At 55.8% G+C, this 15,547-nt stretch carries 9 protein-coding genes; 5 read left to right on the top strand and 4 right to left on the bottom strand.

Annotated elements, in window-relative coordinates:
* The first annotated feature begins 91 nt into the window (after positions 1–91).
* Entirely contained in the window at positions 92–691 is a 600-nt protein-coding gene (locus C1A08_RS03305; RefSeq protein ID WP_125147099.1) for a hypothetical protein, read from the top strand.
* A gap of 36 nt (positions 692–727) precedes the next feature.
* On the opposite strand, the gene C1A08_RS03300 is transcribed toward C1A08_RS03305, so the two are convergent.
* Complete coding sequence (locus C1A08_RS03300; protein WP_257937034.1) at positions 728–5,266, bottom strand: translocation/assembly module TamB domain-containing protein; 4,539 nt, start codon at positions 5,264–5,266, stop codon at positions 728–730.
* A gap of 156 nt (positions 5,267–5,422) precedes the next feature.
* On the opposite strand from C1A08_RS03300, the gene tsaD reads away from it, so the two are divergent.
* The 4 genes from tsaD to C1A08_RS03285 all read left to right on the top strand — a co-directional run bounded on the left by tsaD (position 5,423) and on the right by C1A08_RS03285 (position 8,232).
* Positions 5,423–6,445, top strand: coding sequence for a tRNA (adenosine(37)-N6)-threonylcarbamoyltransferase complex transferase subunit TsaD (gene tsaD / locus C1A08_RS03295; RefSeq protein ID WP_101571361.1), 1,023 nt, complete (start codon positions 5,423–5,425; stop codon positions 6,443–6,445).
* 126 nt (positions 6,446–6,571) lie between these two features.
* Positions 6,572–6,829 (top strand): NVEALA domain-containing protein, encoded by a 258-nt coding sequence (locus tag C1A08_RS13040; protein ID WP_145996506.1) that lies wholly within the window; start codon positions 6,572–6,574, stop codon positions 6,827–6,829.
* A 36-nt stretch (positions 6,830–6,865) separates the two neighbouring features.
* On the top strand, positions 6,866–7,954 hold the full coding sequence (locus tag C1A08_RS03290; protein ID WP_180951511.1) for a BF3164 family lipoprotein: 1,089 nt from the start codon (positions 6,866–6,868) through the stop codon (positions 7,952–7,954).
* 11 nt (positions 7,955–7,965) lie between these two features.
* Positions 7,966–8,232 carry an NVEALA domain-containing protein gene (locus C1A08_RS03285; RefSeq protein WP_081032481.1) on the top strand — a complete coding sequence of 89 codons (267 nt, stop codon included), beginning with the start codon at positions 7,966–7,968 and terminating at the stop codon, positions 8,230–8,232.
* A gap of 85 nt (positions 8,233–8,317) precedes the next feature.
* On the opposite strand, the gene C1A08_RS03280 is transcribed toward C1A08_RS03285, so the two are convergent.
* The 3 genes from C1A08_RS03280 to infB all read right to left on the bottom strand — a co-directional run bounded on the left by C1A08_RS03280 (position 8,318) and on the right by infB (position 15,538).
* Positions 8,318–9,757, bottom strand: coding sequence for a Gfo/Idh/MocA family oxidoreductase (locus C1A08_RS03280; protein WP_101571359.1), 1,440 nt, complete (start codon positions 9,755–9,757; stop codon positions 8,318–8,320).
* Positions 9,758–9,792: 35 nt separating this feature from the next.
* Positions 9,793–12,507 carry a glycoside hydrolase family 78 protein gene (locus tag C1A08_RS03275; RefSeq protein WP_101571357.1) on the bottom strand — a complete coding sequence of 905 codons (2,715 nt, stop codon included), beginning with the start codon at positions 12,505–12,507 and terminating at the stop codon, positions 9,793–9,795.
* Between the two features lie 148 nt (positions 12,508–12,655).
* Positions 12,656–15,538, bottom strand: coding sequence for a translation initiation factor IF-2 (gene infB, locus C1A08_RS03270; protein ID WP_101571355.1), 2,883 nt, complete (start codon positions 15,536–15,538; stop codon positions 12,656–12,658).
* Between the last annotated feature and the right edge of the window lie 9 nt (positions 15,539–15,547).

The raw sequence follows: 15,547 nt of genomic DNA, 5'->3' as shown, positions 1-15,547 counted from the left end.
AGGTTTCGGGGAAATGCGATTCGGAGTTTCGGGACAAGTTTGATTCCCAAAAGACCTTTCCGTCCGTGCGCGCTTTTCTACCTTTGGACCGATGATTATGGAAGCAAAGCGCAATATCGTATTTTCGGCAGCGGTCTGGGTCGCTTATGTGCTGGTATTCGCCGTGCAGAAGCCGTTTTTTCTATTTTACAACCGCGACGTGTGGACGGAGATGTCCGCCTTCGATTGGGGTCAGGCATTCGTGTCCGGGCTGTTGTTCGACGTGTTGTTGGCGGCCTGTTTCGCGCTCTTTCCGGTGCTGCTGACTTTCTTGCGTTCGAGACTGTCGGAACGAGCGGCCGAAGGCGTGTTGCGTGTCTATTTTCTCGGGACGGCATTGTATATAGCCGCCGTTTTCGCTTTTTCGGGAGTGCTTTTCGAATCGACGATTCTGAAAACGGTGCTTTTCATAGGCTATGCCGCCGCGATCGTCGGGTTGTGTTGGGAGAAGGTCGTTCCGTTGTTCGGCCGCATCGGGGCGCGTCGCCGGACGGAACGCCGCGTATCGCTGCTGCTGGCCGGTATGCTGCTGTTCTTTTTCGGAGGAGTCGCATTCGGAAACCGGAGTCTTTCGGAGCATTACGCTTCCCGGCCCGGTCTGTATCACCTGCACATCAATCCTTACTACCAGCAGATCGCTTTTTGGGATTAATTCCGTCCGCTCCGGAAACGTTTCGCGGGATGGCCGCTACTTTCCGGATTCGCCGGCCGGTTCCGCAGAAGCGTTTTTTTTCGATTTCTGTTGTCTTTTCAAAGCTTTTCGTTCGCGGATCCGCTCGATCCGGTTGCGCATGTTGCGGATCAGATCGGCGAACGTGTCGAAGCTTTGCCGGTACGAGATGCCGATCCCGCTTTCCTGAAGGCCCTGGTTCTCGTCGAACCGGTCGATCGTGCGCGTGAAGGCCTTGACCTTGAAATTACCGGCCTCGTCGAGCAGCAGGCTCAGCGTTACGTCGCCCGTCAGGCTGTTGGCGGTACGCTTGTTCATCTGTACGCCGTTGCCGGTGTCGTAACTGACGTCGCCTTCGACGATCAGCTTGTCTTTGATCAGTTCCCCGTAAAATTCGGTGCCGAATTCGTCCGAAGTTTCCTCGCTTTTCGGGCGGTATTTCGGCGCCAGTCGGAAACGGTCGGTCGAGAGCAGGCTGCTCAATTGGTTCGACAGGAAGTCGATGCCGGTCACGGTCGCGCCCATGGCGCCGATGTTCAGGTTCTGGTTCGTGTACGAATTGTCGGCATAGAAACTCTGCGTGGCCAGCAGCCACAGGAATTGGGTCGACATCATCTCCTGCGTATTCATCGAGTTCAGGATAACGCTTTGGGTTTCCGGGTCGGCGTTCGGGACGGTCACATCGAACGTGATAGCCGGTTGCGTCAGCCGTTCGGACAGCCGGATGATGCAGTCCACCGGGACGTTGCGCCGAGAGTTCTGCTCCCCGGCCCCGAGCAGCGGGGCCAGCGAGGCCTTCAGCTTGTAGACGGCCGTGATGTCGACCAGCGCGTTGACCGGATCGCCCGTCCACTGGATGTGGCTGCCGTCTTCGATGGCAAACGTGCGCGTAGCGAAATTCTTCAGCGAAAAACGGTAGCTGCCGTCCGTGATGTCGTAGTCGCCGTAGATCGTGAAATCTTTGTTCCGCGGATTGACGTGTAGGTTGATCGTGCCGTTGCCGCGTCCTTTGAGCAGGTTGTCGCCGGCTTGGTCGAGGGTTAGTTGCATTTCGACGTTCGGCTTGACGTTCAGCGCCATCTTGATGTCCATGTTCGACGGCAGGCTGTCCATCCGGCGCATCCTGCGCGCGAGGGCCTGCCGCAACCGGTTCGTGCTGTTCGCTTTTTCCAGACTGTCCCGGATGGCTTTTTGACGCGGGTCTTCGAAGACGATGAAGTCGGCGGCGGAGATATCCGCGCTGTTGCCCAGGGGCATGTAAAAATGCGAGTTGTCGGCGGTCGTCGCGACGATGTTCATGTTGACGCCGTTTTTATTGCCTTGGATCGTGGCGTTGCCCGACGCGAAGATCGTTCCGTAGAAAAGGTCGTTCTGCTGTTCGGTCGTTTGCAGTACGAGCGTGTTCTGCGGCCGCACGTGTATGTCGTAGGCCAGATTGCGCAGGTTCCGGAAGTCGAATTTCATGTCGAATCCGGCGCGGTTTCCCCGGGGATCGGTCAGTTCGGCCGGCTGCAGGGTCATCACGTTGTCGGCTACGTCGATCGTGCCGCCGGTCAGGGCGTAGGGAACGTTCGTATAATCGACCGTCGTTTCGAAACGTTCGACGCGGATGGCGCCGTTCAGAACGGGTTGGAGGTTTCTGCTGCTCAGCGTCAGCCGGGCGCTGGCCTCTCCCTGCGTTTCGCGCAGCACGCCTTTCAGCACCGGAGCGAGCAGTGCCATGTCGATTTTCCGGATGTTCATTTCCGCGCCGTAACGGCGTTCGGTCGGGGAGTAGAAACCGGCCACGATGTTGTCGCCCAGTTTGCGGTCGGACAGCCTGAAACGGGCCCGTTTCGACTGAAAATCCCAGAGGCAGTTGAACTTCGTGTCTCGCCACGGGATTTGGTTGACGCGGATGCTGTCGAAATCGATGTCTGCGTTCAGCACTCCTTCGCCGTATGCAGCGATCAGGTCTGCAGAGCCGTTGGTGTATCCTTCGAACAGGTAGCCCCGGCTCGAAGTGATCTGCGACAACGGCTTCAGGTCGAAGTGTTGCAGGCTCAGCCGAAGGGTGTCCTGGTTACTGCGGGAGGCCGTGCCGTTGACCGAGAGGCGTTGCGGGCCGTTTTCGATCCGGAAGTTGTCTACGACGACCCGCGTGGAGTCGTAGACGATCTGCCGGGCGCCGATTCGCCAGGTCTGGTTGCCGGTCGTGAGCGTGGAAGGATAAAAGTTGATTTTGATCTGCGGAACGCCCGTTTCCGGATTGACCGACAGCGCGGAAGTGGTGCTGAGCATCGCGTAGGTGCCGTTTGCGGTGTTGTTGAACCGCATGGCCAGGTTGACCCGGTTCTCTTTGGCCCCGCCGATGACCGAAAAGTTGGGCATGTACAGGTTTTTGGCCAGCAGGTCGTTCGCCGTTACGAACATCGAGATCGAGTCGCCCTGGTTACGGGCGGACGCCTTCAGGTTCGAGACGAAGAACTGTTCGTTCTCGATGAGTTCCGAGTTCAGCGTCAGCGAGAAGACGTCGCTTTCGGGGTTGAACAGAAAGGCCAGCGTGGTTCCCTGGGCGACTTGCAGGCCAGGAATGAAGATGCCCGCCACGTTGTTGGCTTCTTTTACATTGACGTTCAGCAGGTAGTAGTTGTCGATGCTGGAAGCCCCGTCGGCCGGCGGAATCGTTTCCCGCTCCTGCCCGTCGTGTTCCGAGATGGACGGAAGGTAGGATATCAGCGTGTTTTTGAAGTAAGAAAACATTTTGTTGTAGCTGAGCCTGCCTTTCAGTTCCGCATCGGCGAACGACGAATAGAAACCCAGCAGTTTCCGGTTGCCGTGGTTGTCGGCCAGCATACGGATCCGTCCGGTTTTGACGGTGTCGATATGGTTGATGTAGGTCATGTCGTCGATCTCGATCGTGCCGTTCAGCTCGTCGAGCCCTATGCCCGAGCCTTGCGCCGTCAGATTGCCCCGCACCACCGAAACTGTGTCCCGCCGGTTGAAATTCAGTTTGTACAGGTCGGCGTTATGCAGGGCCAGATTGAAATTGTAGGCCGGCAGCGAATCGTTGAAGTTCAGTTTGCCATCGAAATCGAACGCGATGTTCGGGTCGGTCGAGACGATGGCGCCGGTGTACTCCTTGTTCTCGAATTCCCCGTTCAGGACGATGTCGTTGTACGCGTATCCGTTGTATTCGAGCAGCGGAATCTGCGCCTGCGCTTTCATCCGCAGCGCGCTGCCGAGCTGTCCCGTCACGTCGGCTTTCAGCGCGATGCGGTCGAGTTTCGGGATGCCGAGCAGCGAGCCGATCCGGAAATCGTTCGTATTCAGCGTCCCGTCGAAACCGGTCGCGCGTTGCGTGGACTGAAGCGGCTTGATATTCAGTTTCAGGTCGGCGCTTCCCAGTTCGCATTGCAGCCGGCCGTCGGCTGCGAAGTCGCTGAATAGACCGTCGAAATGGCCCGTAAATGCGATTCGCCCCATTTTTTCGAGCGTGGCGTAATTCTTTCCGACCGATTTCCGGGCGATGTCCTGCACAATGTCGGCGATGTCGGCGGCCTCGGTACGCAGTTCCTGCACGTCGAACGAGAAATGGGTGCGGTTCACGTCCGGCAGCCCGGTCATGCGGAATTTTACGTCGACCCGCGTGTTTCTCGTTTCGACCGGCCCCACGCTCCCTCTCATGTTCGAGACCGGCCCTTCCACTTGTCCCGAAGCATTGCGGAAGACGGTTTGCCAGTTGCGCAGTCCCTGGGCGAAGTAGGCGATGGTCTGAAAGCTAACGGTCGAGGCGGTAAATTCGGAACGGATATTCACTTTATTCAGGAAATCGTTATACCCTTTCCACGTGTCGTAGTCGAAATAGAGATAGGCCATCCGTACGTCCGATTCGGCGGTCTTTAGCCGGAAATCGTCGAAGTGCATACCCGATCCGGAGATCCGGAAATGCCGCGTCGACAGGTTTTCGATGTGCAGCCCGCAGCGCTCCCGCAGCGTCAGCGAGTCGATCGCGAGGTTCACGCTGTCGTCTGCGACCGATACGTCCCGTACGAGAAGTTTGAAATTCCGAACGTCCAGATCCGTAAAGTTGACGCCGTACTCTTTCGGGCGGACGTCGAATTTCCGGTGGCGGAAATTCATGTCCCGGATCGTTGCCGAAGACGCCGTCAGCCGAAATCCTTTTTTCTTTTGTTTCTTCTCTTTCTTGAATTTCAGCAGGATCTGTTTCAGGTTGCTCGTCCGCGAACTGTCCTGCATCAAGTTGAACCGCACTCCGTCCAGTTCGACGTCCCCGAGCCGCACGGCTCCCGTGAAAACGTTCAGACTGCCCAGCGGGACGACGACGTTGCGCGCATAGAACAGCGTGTCTCCGTGGTAGTCCTCTACGTAAAGGCCTTCCAGCGACAGCCGGTTGAACAGCCGGAAACGCACCTTTTCGACCGAGAACTCGGTTTGGGCTTTTTCGCTGAGCATTTTCAGGCCCTGACCGACGATCAGGTTCTGCACCGATTGCATGTGCAGCAGCAGCGTGACGGCGACCGGCAAAAATATCACAAGCAGGATCACCGCCGACACGAAAGATCGTATTATTTTTATAACTTTGCCCATTCGGAAGCTGCGTGCGGTATTCTGTTGGTTTTCAATCGGAGCCGCTCTGCGTTACGGCGCTTCGCATGTCTCTCTGAAAAGAACTACAAGTTTACTAAATTTATTATAAATAATAAAGCCAAAATGGATATTACGATCTTGGGTATCGAATCTTCGTGCGACGATACTTCCGCCGCGGTGATTCGGGGCCGGACGCTGTTGTCGAACGTTATTGCCAGTCAGGACGTTCACCGCAAGTACGGCGGCGTGATCCCGGAACTGGCGTCGCGGGCGCATCAGCAGAACATCATTCCGGTGGTCGATACGGCGATCAGGGAGGCCGGCATCGACCTGAAGGATTTGGACGGGATCGCTTTTACCCGCGGGCCGGGATTGCTCGGCTCGTTGATGGTCGGGGTTTCGTTCGCCAAAGGGCTGTCGCTGTCGCTGGATATTCCGATGATGGACGTCAATCACCTGCAAGGGCACATTTCGTCCCATTTCATCGATCTGCCCGACCGGCAGTTGGCGCATCCGCGATTCCCGTTCCTGTGTCTGCTGGTGTCGGGCGGTCATTCGCAGATCGTGTTGGTAAAGGATTACGGCGAGATGGAGATCGTCGGCACGACGATCGACGATGCCGCCGGGGAAGCTTTCGACAAATGCGCCAAGGTGATGGGACTGCCGTATCCGGGCGGCCCGGTAATCGACAAACTGGCTAAGGAAGGGGACCCGAAACGGTTCAAATTCGCGAAGCCGTCGGTAGACGGGTTCAATTACAGCTTCAGCGGGCTGAAAACGTCGTTCCTCTATTTTCTGCGCGACGAGATGCGCGAGAACCCGAATTTTATCGGGGAGAACAAAGCCGATCTGTGCGCTTCGCTGCAATCGACGATCATCGAGATTCTGTTGAACAAGCTGGTACGGGCGGCCAGGCATTACGACATACGCGACATCGCGATCGCCGGCGGCGTTTCGGCCAATTCGGGCCTGCGCCGTGCGATTGTCGAGGAGGGCGTCCGTCGCGGCTGGAATACGTTTCTTCCCGAGTTCAAATTTACGACCGACAACGCGGCGATGATCGCCGTCACCGGGTATTTCAAATACCAGCGCGGCGAGTTTGCCCCGATGGACGTTGTCCCCGTGGCGCGGATCAGCCGGATGTGACGGGATCGATTCATTCCGGAGTCCATACGAAAGGGTCGGTATTTTTGCCGATTCTTTTTTTATTTATTTTTCATTCTTTTGTGTAAAAGAATACGTGTGTTATGTCTATATATATATCAAAAACCGATGAAAAGTAAAAGAATTATTAAAATCAGTTTGGCTTTGGCCATTGTAGTAGGAGCATATATTTATATTGATCGGAGTCAGTGTAAATCTATGGATTTGTTATTTCAAGCCAATCTTGAAGCATTGGCAGGGGATGAATCGTCGGAACCTGTACAAATTCCTTGTAGTGCCCAAAAAAAGAGTAAATGCAGTTTTTCTGCTAAAGATGCGGATGGAAATACACATTCTTATACGTGGAAAGATTATAAACATATCTAATTTCCAGATATGTCGTGTTGCCGATATATTCTTAGTATGGGGAAATTAACGGTCATTTTGATCGGGATGTGTGTGCTATGCGGTTGCGAAGGGCGAAAAAACTGGGGCGAAGAAAAGTGGCAAGGTTTGGAGTACCCCTTGACGGCGACTTCTGTGAATGTGGACCGGATTATTTTCACGGAATCCGATTTGATATTTATCGATGACTATGTCATTTTCGAAAATTGGAATAAAGATAAATATTATTCTGTTTTCAGGATATCGCAGGACAGTTTGAAATTTATAGGTTCTTTTTTGACAAAAGGGAACGGGCCTTTCGAGGTGAACGCTTCGAGCATACATTTTTTGAATCGAGACAGCGTCTTGATGATCGTTGCGTATAATCCCCGAGGAAAGTCGTTTGTCATACCCGTGAACAATTTGAAAAACGTATTCGATTTTTCTGCATGGAGCGTGGTCGATTATCCTTATGTAGAATCTTTTGCCTATAATCTTTTACCGGTTACGGATTCGACTTATTTGATGCAGGGGTTCGGCGACAGCGACGATTTGTTTACATTACTGAATACCGGTAGTGAGCGGGTGTCGAGTCTGGGGGTTCGCTATCCGGATAGCGGTAACGAGGTTACTTGTTACAATAAATCTCAAATTTATTCCGGAGACTTGCGCAAACGGCCTTCGGCCAGACAGTTCGTTTATTCCTGTTCTAATTCGAAATTTGTCGAGATTTTTACGCTTGGAGATAGTACGGTGTCGAACAGGGGCAGATTATTCGATCGGTTGCCGATATGCACGCAACGAACCGATGGAACTTATAAAATTGTCGATCATTATGAATCGGGGTATCAATTATCGGTTACAGATGCGTTTATCTACTGTGCCGATCCTAAAATCGATTATTCGGAACGGGAGAGGTCTATAAAGAGAAACGGTTATTCTCCCGGGTATGTAAAAGAGGTATATCTTTGCGACTGGAATGGGAATCCGGTGCATAAATATTTATTGGACAGACCGGTATGTTATATTCAGCCGGATACGGACGATGAGTGGTTGTATGCTTTTTATTTGCATCCCGAGTCGTTCGAACCCGAAATGGTGAGATTTAAATTGCCTGATATTCATTAAATGTAGATTCTATGAAAAAAACAGTTATTTTTTCCGGTTCGGTCGCGTTGGCCGTAGCGGTTTTAGGAGCTTTTGCGCGGTATGATTGTAAAGACAGGTCGGCTGATGATCTGTTGCTTGAAAACGTCGAAGCATTGGCCGGTTCAGAGGGGGATGGCGGTGAGGAAGTTCAGATTCCCTGTGCTCAGGAAAAACGCAGAAGTTGTACTTTCAAATCCGTAGATGCGGACGGTAACGAGTATGTGAATACGTGGAATGATTACGTCAAAGCCGGTTGATTCTTTCGGCTGGTCGTTTATATGCCGGATGTAGGATTCGGTAATAAAAAATGCCGGACAGATTTTAAAATCTGTCCGGCATTTTTTACAGTTTGTAGAACTCTTCCCAGCCTTCGCGCGGCGGCAGGTCTTTCAGCAGTTTGTTGGCCCGTTCGTTGTTGGTGATCACTTTTTTCTTCGGGTCGAACAGCAGTTTCGCGTTCAGGCGCTGCGCCAGCACGCCGAGGTTGAACACTTGGCAAAGCGGCCCGGCGACGTCGAACGGCGACCGTGCTTGTTCCTGTCCCTTGCAGGCCAACAGGAAGTTTTTGTAGTGGTTCGACGAGCTCTGGGGGACTTCCGGCAACTGTGACGCCATCTCCCTGGCCTTTTCTTCCGGGATGATCGACAGCAGGCTGCCGTGCGAACCGCCCTTGAAGGTCAGTTCCTTGCTATAAATGATTTTGCCCGGATTCAACTTGGCCGGCTGGATTTGCCCGGTACTCGGGGCCGGAATGTTCGGATCCAACTCGGATACGCCGTAGCCTTCCGGCACTGGCGGGATGTTCTTCTGTCCTTCGTACCAGGTGACGTCTACCGGCGGCATGTTGCCGCGCGCTCCGAATTTGAACACCAGCGTCGAGGCCTGCGGGAAGAAGAAGTCGTTGTGCCCGTCGATCCGCACCGGGTCGATCTCGTAGGGCAGTCCCAATTCGAGGAATTGGTGGGCGGTATCCAGAATGTGAGCACCCCAGTCGCCGAGGGCGCCCATGCCGAAATCGTACCAGCAGCGCCATTGTCCGTTGACGTAGTCCTTGTTGTAATCGTGGAAACGGGCCGTCATCAGCCAGGTGTTCCAGTCGAGCGTCTGCGGGACCGGCTGTCCCGGAGGGAAACTTTTGATGTTCGTATCCCAGCCGTGCCAGCGACGCGGCGCGTTCATGTGGGCGGTGATCGCCGTAACGTCCTTGATGATTCCGGCGTCTTTCCATGCCTTGAACTGGAAATAATTCCCTTCGGAGTGGCCCTGGTTGCCCATCTGGTTGACTACCTTGTACTTTTTTGCCGCTTTCATCATCAGTTCGACCTCGTAGAACGTGCGTGCCATCGGCTTCTCGGTATAGACGTGCTTGCCGAGCGACATCGCCAGCATACAGATCGGGAAGTGCGAGAAGTCCGGAACCCCGACCGAAACGGCGTCGATCTGGTCGCCCATCTTGTCGAACATCTGCCGGAAATCCTGGAAGCGCGGCACGTTCGGGAATTGCTTCAGCGACTGTTCGGTGTGCGGGGCCCCCATGTCTACGTCGCACAGCGCGACGATGTTGGCCTCGCCCGTTTTAGCGAACTCGCGGAGAATTTCGCCGCCCCGGTTGCCGATCCCGCAGACGGCCAGGTTGACCCGTTCGTTCGGGCCGACGATCCGCGGTTTGGGCCGGGCCGCCGACAACGTGTTTTTCGTCAGGATGGTCGGCAGGGCCGCTGCCGCCGACAGCGCGAGAACTCTTTTCAGAAATTCCCGCCTCGAAAATTCATTGGAATCCATATTTCAGTTGTTTGTATCGGTTATGATTGGGTTTTTCAGTTTATCGTACAGGTAAAACGGTAGGCTCCGCTACCGATCCGGTAAGCGACTCCGGACGACTTTTTGTCCGTGATTTTCCGGATGTTTTTCGCATTTCCTTTGCAACCGACTGCTTCGACGGCGGCGGACGGCAGCGATACGGTGGCCGTCATGTTGGCAGGGATCTGCACGTTCAGCGTTACCCGGTCGCCGTTGCGCTCCCAGGCGCTGCGGATCTCGCCGCGCTGCGAATCGTAAGACGCCTTCGCCCAGTTCAATCCGTCGACGAAAGCCGGGCGGATCAGCACGTGCCGGAATGCCGGTTGTTCCGGATCGACCTGGATGCCGGCCAGCGTTTTGTACATCCAGGCACTGACGGCGCCCATTGATGGGTGGTTGCGCGATGCGTCGCCGATGTTCCGCAGGACGTCCCACGTTTCGAACAGCGAGGTCGCTCCGCACTGTTCGATCCAGTAGCCCCATGAGGGTAGCGTGGTTTTGGTGACCATCCGGTAGACGGCGTCGGCATATCCGTAGTCGGACAGCACGGCCGGTACGACCAGACTGCCGATGAAGCCGAAATCGAGGCTGTAATCGTTGTCCGCAATGCAACGGTTCAGGTTTTCGGCCAATCGTTTCTCGTATTGTTCCGGGACGATACCGACATAGAGCGGCAGCGCATACGACAGTTGCGTGCCGTTCGAATAGCAGACCTTTTCGGGATCGAAAAACAGTTCGTTGATCAGGACTTTCAGCTTTTCGGCTTTCGCTTCGTAAGGGGCGGCTTCCGGTTCGCGGCCGGTCAGCCGGGCCATCTGCGCCATCAGCACGTTATCCCAGTAATAGAAACACGTGGCCATGAAATCGACCGGCGTCTGCGCTTTGTAGAACAGCCAGTCCCCGAGTCCGTGGTTGATCGTGCCGTTCGCTTCCTCGCGCGTTTGCAAGTACTCCAGGTAACGTTTGGCCGCCGGGTAGATCGTTTCGATCGCCCGCGTATCGCCGCTGTATTGGTACAGCAGGTGCGGCGTGATGAAGATCGCGGCGTCCCACATCGGGCCGGCCCAGTTCGAATCCCAGTGCCACGAAGTCGGGACGATACCCGGCACGTTGCCGTCGGCCTCCTGCGCGTCGATCATATCGTTCACCCATTTGGCGTAGATGTTCCGGCTGTCGAAATTGATCATGCCGGCTTCCTGCACCATGTAGCCGTCGGCCATCCAGCCGTTCTTTTCGCGGTGCGGGCAGTCGGTCGGGATGCCGAACAGGTTGCTCAGGTACGAGCGTTTCGAAATGTCGAATATTTGGTTGATCAGTTTGTTCGAACAACTGAAATCGCCGGTCGGTCGCACGTCGCTGTGCATGACTATGCCTTCGAGGTTCTCGGCCGTCAGTTGCAGCGGTACGCTGGTCGTTACCTCGACGTACTGGAAACCGTGATACGTGAACGGAGGCATAAAGGTTTCGGCGCCTTCGCCTTTGAGAATATAGGTGTCGAACTGGCTGATCTCCGATGCGTTCGTCGGGCGCAGGTGCATGTTGATGTTCCTCTGATCGACCCGTCCGGCCGAATCGAGCAATTCGCCGTGCCGCATCGTTACGACGGTTCCGCGCGGCCCCTTCACGCGCAGTCGGCATACTCCGGCGAAGTTTTTCCCCAGGTTGTAGACGTATACCGTGTCGTTGATCTTCTCGACCGATACCGGTTTTACCGATCCGGATGCGGCGACGGCCGCCATTTTCTGCGCTTCGATCAGCGGCGCGGGCGATTGGACGGTCACGGCGGGCTGCCAGGCGCCGTCGTCGAATCCGGGACGGTTCCATCCCGGCTGTTCGAGCCGGGCGTCGTACGTTACGCCGGTGTACAGGTTGTCGTACAGCAGCGGGCCGGTCGCCGTTTTCCACGAAGCGTCGCTGCCGATCGTTTCGGTCGATCCGTCCCGGTAGGTGACATGCAGTTCGCACAGTAGCCGCGGGCGGTCGCGCCACGGAGCCAGATGGAAGTTCCACACGGCCGGAGTTTGTTCGTTATACCAGCCGTTACCGAGCACGACCCCGATGCAATTTTTACCTTCGCCGAGTTGAGCGGTGATATCGTAAGTTACGTAGAGCACCCGTTTCGAGAAATCGGTATAGCCCGGATCGAGCAGATGGTCGCCCACGCGCTCCCCGTTCAGGTAAAGTTCGTAGTAACCCAGTCCGCAGATATAGGCGCGGGCCGAAGCGATCTGCTTTCCGGTCGCGAATTCGCGGCGGAACATCGGGGCGGGCTTATACTGTTTGTCGTGCGAGTCGGTGATCCATTGCGCCTTCCATTCGCCGGGCGTCATCTTGCCGGTTTCGAACCACGATACCGGCGTAGTGACCGGCATACGGCCGTTGTCGTCCCACGTTTCGACTTTCCAAAAGTAACGGGTATGCGACTTCAGCGGAGCGGCGGGGCTGCATACGACCGTCTGGTCGCCGGATTTGATCCGCCCCGAGTTCCATACGTCGGCGTTCCCGGCTTCGAGCTGCTCGGGCGAGGTCGCCACGACGACCCGGTAGGCGCTCTGGGAGACTCCTCCGACCGGAGATTGCAATTTCCACATCAGGCGGGGTTCGGCGACGTCGATCCCCAGCGGCGTAGTCAGGTACTCGCACTGCAGGTCGACGGCCTGCATCGGGGAAAATCTGGCGCCCTGTACCGCCAGGCCGCACAGCATCAGTGCGAAGCTCAACAAAAGTTTCATAGGCTAATTTCGGGTTATTCGGTTCGGTTTCTGCCAAAATTAATCATTTTATCGGAAATTCGTGCCGGATGACCGGCATAAAATCGAAGCGGGCCGCCCCCGATTCGTGAGGACGGCCCGCAAAACGACGGGTTCGGCGTCGGCGAGGTTATTTTTTAACTTCGACCTGTTCGTAACCTTCGATGATATCGCCTACGTGGATATCGTTGTAATTCTCGATGTTCAGTCCGCATTCGAGCCCGTTGTTCACCTCTTTGACGTCATCCTTGAAACGCTTCAGCGAACCGAGCTTGCCGGTGTAGACCACGATGCCGTCGCGGATTACGCGGATGCTCGTATGCCGCGTAATCTTGCCTTCGCGCACCAGACAGCCGGCGACCGTGCCGACCTTCGTGATCTTGAACACTTCCATCACTTCGACCGAACATACGATTTCCTCCTTCATCACCGGGGCGAGCATACCCTCGATGGCGTCTTTGATATCGTTGATCGCGTCGTAAATGATCGAGTAGAGTCGGATTTCGATCTCTTCCTTCTCTGCCAGTTTCCGGGCCGCGGCGGAAGGCCGCACCTGGAATCCGACGATCACGGCGTTCGAAGCGGCGGCCAGGATCACGTCCGATTCGGAGATCGGGCCTACGGCCTTGTGAATCACGTTGACCTGAACTTCTTCTTTCGACAGTTTGATCAGCGAGTCGGCCATCGCTTCGATCGAACCGTCCACGTCGCCCTTGATGATGATGTTCAGCTCCTTGAAATTGCCGATCGCGATGCGGCGTCCGATTTCGTCGAGCGTGATGTGCTTCTGGGTGCGCAGGCCCTGCATCCGCTGCAACTGTTCGCGCTTGTTGGCGATGTCGCGCGCCGAACGTTCGTCGTCCATCACGTTGAACGAGTCCCCGGCTTGCGGAGCGCCATTCAGCCCGAGCACCAGCACCGGCGTGGACGGGGGCGCTTCGGTGATCCGCGTGCCGCGTTCGTTGAACATCGCCTTCACGCGGCCGGTGTAGATGCCCGACAGCAGCATGTCGCCGACCCGCAGCGTGCCGTTCTGTACCAGCACTGTCGCAACGTAACCGCGCCCTTTATCCAGCGTGGATTCGATCACCGCGCCTTGGGCTTTCCGGTCGGGATTGGCTTTCAGGTCGAGGAATTCGGCTTCGAGCAGCACCTTTTCGAGCAACTTGTCGAGGTTGATGCCCTGCTTGGCCGAGATCTCCTGGCACTGGTATTTACCGCCCCAATCTTCAACCAGGTAGTTCATGGCCGACAGTTCCTCTTTGATCTTTTCCGGGTTGGCTCCCGGCTTGTCGATCTTGTTGATCGCGAAAACGATCGGGACCTGTGCGGCGGCCGCATGGTTGATCGCCTCGATGGTTTGCGGCATCACGTTGTCGTCCGCGGCTACGATGATGATCGCCACGTCGGTCACTTTCGCCCCGCGGGCACGCATGGCCGTAAACGCTTCGTGACCCGGCGTATCGAGGAACGTGATGCGCCGGCCGTCGTCGAGTTTCACGCTGTATGCCCCGATGTGTTGCGTGATACCGCCCGCTTCGCCGGCGATTACGTTCGCCTTGCGGATGTTATCCAACAACGACGTTTTACCGTGGTCGACGTGCCCCATCACCGTAACGATCGGCGGCCGCGGAACGGCGTCTTCGTCCGTTTCGTCCTCCGTGTCGATTGCTTCCTGAATCTCAACCGCAACGAACTCGACTTTGAAACCGAACTCTTCGGCCACCACGACCAACGCTTCGGCGTCGAGGCGCTGGTTGATCGAAACCATCAGCCCCAGGTTCATGCAGGCCGTGATGACGTCGGTTACGCTGACGTCCATCATGGTCGCCAGTTCGCTGACCGTTACGAATTCGGTCACCTTCAGTACGCTTTTTTCTTTTTCCTGGCGTTCCAGCTCTTCGTTCATACGGGCCGATACCGCTTCCCGCTTGTCGCGGCGGTGCTTCGACGTTTTGAACTTCGGGCCTTTGGCCGTCAGACGGGCCAGGGTATCTTTGATTTGCTTCTGTACTTCTTCTTCGCTGACTTCCGCTTTCACCACCGGTTTTACCGCTTTCCCTTTCCGCCTGTCCTTGAAGGCGCTTTTACCGGAACCCGCCGCGCCCGGAGCGCCGTTCGGCGCAGCCTTCGGCCGGTTGTCCTTGCCGGTCGGCTGGTTTTGCTTCTGCGTAATGTCTACTTTGTCTTTCGAAATCCGCTTGCGTTTCTCCCGTTTGCGGTGGCTGTCCTCGCCCTTCTTCTTTTCGAAGGATTTCACGTCGATTTTCCCCAATACCTTCGGCCCCGACAGTTTAGTGCCTTCGCCCGGACGGAACAGGTTGCTTTCGTCGGCGGCCATCCGCTGGTCGTAGGTCTGGTTCTGGATTACGACTTCCGTCTTATCGGCCGTTGTTTCCGCGACGGTTTCGGAGGGCTTGGGCGCAGCGGCCGGTGCTGCATGGGGGACGGAGGCGGCAACCGGAGCGGCCGCTGCCGGCGTAGCAGGGGCAGCCGGAGCGCTGACGACCGGCTCGACAGCCGGTTTGGGCGCTTCCTGTTTCTTCACGGGGGTCGCGATGGGAGCCGCCTTCGGAGCTTCAGGTTTTTTCTCCGTAGCCGGTTCCGCCGTATTTTTCTTCTTGTGGTTGTCCGATAGATCGATCTTACCCAATATCTTAGGTGTGGCCATTCTCGCCACTTCGTCCTTGACATTGATCACGCCGCTTTTGATAATTACCTCGTTCTTGAAATCGGCGCCGTCGTCGGAGCCGTTCTGCTCGTTCTCCTTGCGGTCGTCCAGCGAAACGGATTCATGCTTCAGGTTTATCTTTTCACGGATATTCACCTTCTCGATGTGCTTGTTTCCGCCGAACTCTTTATCCAGGATGGCATACGCAGCCGGTTCGATGATCGAACTGGGCGAATTGTCCACCTTGATTCCCTTTTTTTCAAGAAATTCAATAATTGTTGTTTGTCCCACTTTTAACTCTCTCGCAACCTGATGGAGTCTAAGTCTTCTTTCATTTGACATATTGCTTCG

It is taken from the genome of Alistipes sp. cv1 (assembly GCF_900240235.1).
Lineage (GTDB): Bacteria > Bacteroidota > Bacteroidia > Bacteroidales > Rikenellaceae > Alistipes_A > Alistipes_A hominis.
The sequence above is the reverse complement of the archived record's forward strand: the minus strand, read 5'-3'. Positions and strand labels throughout refer to the sequence as shown.

What these genes read in the sequence shown, in the direction of transcription:
- C1A08_RS03290 (WP_180951511.1), top strand. Translation starts at nt 6,866, where the DNA reads ATGGGGAAATTAACGGTCATTTTGATCGGGATGTGTGTGCTATGCGGT.
- C1A08_RS03285 (WP_081032481.1), top strand. Translation starts at nt 7,966, where the DNA reads ATGAAAAAAACAGTTATTTTTTCCGGTTCGGTCGCGTTGGCCGTAGCG.
- C1A08_RS13040 (WP_145996506.1), top strand. Translation starts at nt 6,572, where the DNA reads ATGAAAAGTAAAAGAATTATTAAAATCAGTTTGGCTTTGGCCATTGTA.
- tsaD (WP_101571361.1), top strand. Translation starts at nt 5,423, where the DNA reads ATGGATATTACGATCTTGGGTATCGAATCTTCGTGCGACGATACTTCC.
- C1A08_RS03275 (WP_101571357.1), bottom strand. Translation starts at nt 12,507, where the DNA reads ATGAAACTTTTGTTGAGCTTCGCACTGATGCTGTGCGGCCTGGCGGTA.
- infB (WP_101571355.1), bottom strand. Translation starts at nt 15,538, where the DNA reads ATGTCAAATGAAAGAAGACTTAGACTCCATCAGGTTGCGAGAGAGTTA.
- C1A08_RS03305 (WP_125147099.1), top strand. Translation starts at nt 92, where the DNA reads ATGATTATGGAAGCAAAGCGCAATATCGTATTTTCGGCAGCGGTCTGG.
- C1A08_RS03280 (WP_101571359.1), bottom strand. Translation starts at nt 9,757, where the DNA reads ATGGATTCCAATGAATTTTCGAGGCGGGAATTTCTGAAAAGAGTTCTC.